Genomic DNA, 5,205 nt, shown 5'->3' with positions numbered 1-5,205 from the left:
AAAACGGCGGCGACCTACTCTCCCACTGTTACGCAGTACCATCGGCGTGACCGGGCTTAACTTCTCTGTTCGGAATGGGAAGAGGTGGAACCCCGGTGCTATAGCCACCTGAATAAGGTTGACATGAAGACAGAAAAAATAAATGCTGAACGTATATACCGTCCAAAAGGACCGGCATAAAAGCTTACGGGCAATTAGTAACGCTCGGCTTTGGTGTCACCACCTTTACACCTGCGTCCTATCAACGTCATCGTCTTTGACGACCCTAAGAAATCTAATCTTGTGGCCGGCTTCGCACTTAGATGCTTTCAGCGCTTATCCGATCCCGACTTAGATACCCGGCAATGCACCTGGCGGCACAACCGGTAAACCAGAGGTCAGTCCAACACGGTCCTCTCGTACTAGTGTCAGAGCCACGCAAATTTCATACGCCCACGATAGATAGAGACCGAACTGTCTCACGACGTTCTGAACCCAGCTCGCGTGCCACTTTAATGGGCGAACAGCCCAACCCTTGGGACCTTCTCCAGCCCCAGGATGTGACGAGCCGACATCGAGGTGCCAAACCCCTCCGTCGATATGAGCTCTTGGGAGGGATCAGCCTGTTATCCCCGGAGTACCTTTTATCCTTTGAGCGATGTCCTTTCCATACAGAAACACCGGATCACTATGCTCTAGTTTCCTACCTGATCGACTTGTATGTCTCCCAGTCAAGCGCCCTTATGCCATTACACTCTGCGGACGGTTACCGATCGTCCTGAGGGCACCTTTAGAAGCCTCCGTTACGCTTTTGGAGGCGACCACCCCAGTCAAACTACCCACCAAACAGTGTCCTCCTAGCCAGGAGTTAGAACTCAAACAACCGAAGGGCCGTATTTCAACGGCGGCTCCACGATGACTGGCGTCACCGCTTCAAAGCCTCCGGCCTATCCTACACATCGTCTGCCCAAATTCAATGTTAAGCTATAGTAAAGGTTCACGGGGTCTTTTCGTCCCATCGCGGGTAATCGGCATCTTCACCGATACTACAATTTCACTGAGCTCACGGTTGAGACAGCGTCCAGATCATTACACCATTCGTGCAGGTCGGAACTTACCCGACAAGGAATTTCGCTACCTTAGGACCGTTATAGTTACGGCCGCCGTTTACTGGGGCTTCAATTCAACGCTTCTCTTGCGATGACGTCTCCTCTTAACCTTCCAGCACCGGGCAGGTGTCAGGCTGTATACTTCATCTTTCAATTTTGCACAGCCCTGTGTTTTTGTTAAACAGTTGCCTGGACCGATTCTCTGCGCCTCCATCGCTGGAGGACCCTTTATCCCGAAGTTACAGGGTCAGTTTGCCTAGTTCCTTAACCGTGATTCACTCAAGCGCCTTAGTATATTCAACCCGACTACGTGTGTCCGTTTGCGGTACGGGTACCGAAAGGATTAAGTTTAGCGGATTTTCTCGGGAGTATGCTTACGTGCACTATTGGATTGTCCCGAAGGACGCTCCATACTGTCAGGTTCGACTCTCGCTGCGGATTTGCCTGCAGCAATCAACATCTACACCCTTTAACCGGCTATTCCGTCAGCCGGCGGCACTGTCACGACTCCGTCCCCACGTCACTCCATTCGGTAGTACCGGAATATTAACCGGTTCTGCCATCGGCCTCGCCGTTCGGCTGAGCCTTAGGACCCGACTTACCCTGATCCGATTAGCGTTGATCAGGAAACCTTAGTCTTGCGGCGGGCAGGTTTCTCGCCTGCCTTATCGTTACTTATACCTACATTTGCTTTTCCACACGCTCCAGAATACCTCACGGTACGCCTTCAACGCAGAGTGGAATGCTCCCCTACCAATCATGAATGATTCCAAAGCTTCGGTAGAATACTTATGCCCGATTATTATCCACGCCAAACTCCTCGACTAGTGAGCTGTTACGCACTCTTTAAATGAATGGCTGCTTCCAAGCCAACATCCTAGCTGTCTTAGCAATCTGACTTCGTTAGTTCAACTTAGTATTCATTTCGGGACCTTAGCTGTTGGTCCGGATTGTTCTCCTCTCGGACATGGACCTTAGCACCCATGCCCTCACTCCTGACATAGAACTGACGCGCATTCGGAGTTTGTCAAGACTTGATAGGCGGTGAAGCCCTCGCATCTTATCAGTCGCTCTACCTCACGTCAGTATAAGTCAAGGCTGCACCTAAATGCATTTCGGGGAGTACGAGCTATCTCCAAGTTTGATTAGCCTTTCACCCCCACCCTCAGCTCATCCAGAAGCTTTTCAACGCTTATTGGTTCGGCCCTCCAGATGGTGTTACCCATCCTTCAGCCTGGCCAAGGGTAGATCACTTGGTTTCGCGTCTGCTCCTTCCGACTGTACGCCCTGTTCAGACTCGCTTTCGCTTCGGCTACAGGTCTCTAGACCCTTAACCTTGCCGGAAAAAGCAACTCGTAGGTTCATTATGCAAAAGGCACGCCGTCACGCTCGAAAGCGCTCCGACCGCTTGTAGGCACATGGTTTCAGGTACTATTTCACTCTTCTATTCGAAGTGCTTTTCACCTTTCCTTCACAGTACTGGTTCACTATCGGTCTCTCGGGAGTATTTAGCCTTACCGGATGGTCCCGGCAGATTCACGCAGAATTCCTCGTGCTCCGCGCTACTCAGGATACCGCTATGCTTCGTCTCGCTTCGTGTACGGGCCTGTCACCCTCTATGGACCCACTTTCCAGAAGGTTCCACTCACGAGATTTCTTGCAACGGCGCGGTCCTACAACCCCAAATATGCCGTAACATATCTGGTTTGGGCTGTTCCCCGTTCGCTCGCCACTACTAGGGGAATCATTATTTATTTTCTCTTCCTGCAGGTACTAAGATGTTTCAGTTCCCTGCGTTAGCCTCCCGCATTGCGGGATAATGTCTCTTCAAGACATTGGGTTGTCCCATTCGGAAATCCGCGGATCAAAGGTCATTTGCACCTACCCGCAGCTTATCGCAGCTTATCACGTCCTTCATCGCCTCCGAGAGCCAAGGCATCCGCCATGTGCCCTTTCTTGCTTTTTTGCCGTTTCACGTCCAAGCCTTGCGGCTACGGACGGAATATACTTTCAGCTTTAACTTTACTTTTTCTGTTACAACATGTCATAGATCGTCGGAATATACCCGCGACCGTGTCGCGGAAAGGATTGGCTGCGCCCATCCTTTTATTCCTTAAGTGGAGAATAACGGATTCGAACCGTTGACCCCCTGCTTGCAAAGCAGGTGCTCTAGCCAGCTGAGCTAATCCCCCAATCGGAGTAGTCCCAGGCAGAGTTGAACTGCCGACCTCTACATTATCAGTGTAGCGCTCTAACCAACTGAGCTATAGGACTGTCAGTCAAACCCCAGCCTTTCGGCCCGGCTTCTACTTTTCTCGCTTATATCTTTAATAAACAAAACCTTAGTACAAGAGGTTCTTATGTAATAAAAATAGAACCTCTTATCCGTAACCGCTCCAGAAAGGAGGTGTTCCAGCCGCACCTTCCGGTACGGCTACCTTGTTACGACTTAGCCCCAATCACCAGTTTTACCCTAGGGCGCTCCTTGCGGTTACGCACTTCAGGTACCCCCGGCTTTCATGGCTTGACGGGCGGTGTGTACAAGGCCCGGGAACGTATTCACCGCGCCGTGGCTGATGCGCGATTACTAGCGAATCCAGCTTCGTGGAGTCGGGTTGCAGACTCCAGTCCGAACTGAGAGGGGTTTTAGGGATTGGCATCCGGTCGCCCGGTAGCGGCCTGCTGTACCCCCCATTGTAACACGTGTGTAGCCCCGGACGTAAGGGCCGTGCTGATTTGACGTCATCCCCACCTTCCTCACATCTTACGACGGCAGTCCCGATAGAGTCCCCAGCGTTACCTGATGGCAACTATCGGTAAGGGTTGCGCTCGTTATGGCACTTAAGCCGACACCTCACGGCACGAGCTGACGACAACCATGCAGCACCTCCACAGCGGCGATTGCTCGCTGACATGTTTCCACGCCATTCCGCTGCAGTTCAAGCCCGGGTAAGGTTCCTCGCGTATCATCGAATTAAACCACATGTTCCTCCGCTTGTGCGGGCCCCCGTCAATTCCTTTGAGTTTCACCGTTGCCGGCGTACTCCCCAGGTGGAATACTTAACGCTTTCGCTTGGCCGCTGGCAGTATATCGCCAACAGCGAGTATTCATCGTTTACTGTGCGGACTACCAGGGTATCTAATCCTGTTTGATACCCGCACTTTCGAGCATCAACGTCAGTTACGGTCCAGCAAGCTGCCTTCGCAATCGGAGTTCTTCGTGATATCTAAGCATTTCACCGCTACACCACGAATTCCGCCTGCCTCTGCCGCACTCAAGGTCCCCAGTATCAACTGCAATTTTACGGTTGAGCCGCAAACTTTCACAACTGACTTAAGGACCCGTCTACGCTCCCTTTAAACCCAATAAATCCGGATAACGCTCGCATCCTCCGTATTACCGCGGCTGCTGGCACGGAGTTAGCCGATGCTTATTCATACGGTACATGCAGACACCCACACGTGGATGATGTTATTCCCGTATAAAAGAAGTTTACAACCCATAGGGCAGTCATCCTTCACGCTACTTGGCTGGTTCAGGCTCTCGCCCATTGACCAATATTCCTCACTGCTGCCTCCCGTAGGAGTTTGGACCGTGTCTCAGTTCCAATGTGGGGGACCTTCCTCTCAGAACCCCTATCCATCGTCGACTAGGTGGGCCGTTACCCCGCCTACCATCTAATGGAACGCATCCCCATCGGTTACCGATGAATCTTTAATAAACAAACCATGCGGAAAATTTATACCATCGGGTATTAATCTTTCTTTCGAAAGGCTATCCCCGAGTAACCGGAAGGTTGGATACGTGTTACTCACCCGTGCGCCGGTCGCCGGCAATTGTATTGCTACAATCCCGCTGCCCCTCGACTTGCATGTGTTAAGCCTGTAGCTAGCGTTCATCCTGAGCCAGGATCAAACTCTTCATTGTAAAAGTATCTTTAACACCTGAATATCAAATGACATTCAAGTAAGTTGTTGCTCTGTCAGGATTACGGATCAAAAGTTCATTACCTATATATATAAGTATTGACGGTTCTTTTTTTACCCAAAACTGTTTCCAGTTTTGCTCTTGTACTACTGTATTGTTTATGTAAATCTCTTCAAAGATCGCTCTTCT

Annotated in this window: 2 tRNA genes and 3 rRNA genes; all 5 read right to left on the bottom strand. The window is 51.0% G+C overall.

Annotated elements, in window-relative coordinates:
- Position 1 precedes the first annotated feature (1 nt).
- Positions 2-112: ribosomal RNA gene (gene rrf / locus HF894_RS14960) — 5S ribosomal RNA — on the bottom strand.
- Positions 113-174: 62 nt separating this feature from the next.
- Positions 175-3,054 (bottom strand): 23S ribosomal RNA (locus HF894_RS14955).
- A 152-nt stretch (positions 3,055-3,206) separates the two neighbouring features.
- Positions 3,207-3,280, bottom strand: a tRNA-Ala gene (locus HF894_RS14950).
- Between the two features lie 8 nt (positions 3,281-3,288).
- Positions 3,289-3,362: transfer RNA gene (locus HF894_RS14945), tRNA-Ile, on the bottom strand.
- Positions 3,363-3,488: 126 nt separating this feature from the next.
- A 16S ribosomal RNA gene (locus HF894_RS14940) occupies positions 3,489-5,016 on the bottom strand.
- Together the 16S, 23S and 5S rRNA genes with 2 tRNA genes alongside form the textbook arrangement of a ribosomal RNA operon.
- Positions 5,017-5,205 lie beyond the last annotated feature (189 nt).

It is taken from the genome of Caecibacteroides pullorum (genome assembly GCF_019239235.1).
GTDB lineage: Bacteria > Bacteroidota > Bacteroidia > Bacteroidales > Bacteroidaceae > Bacteroides > Bacteroides pullorum.
This window is presented reverse-complemented; position numbering and strand designations above follow the sequence as displayed.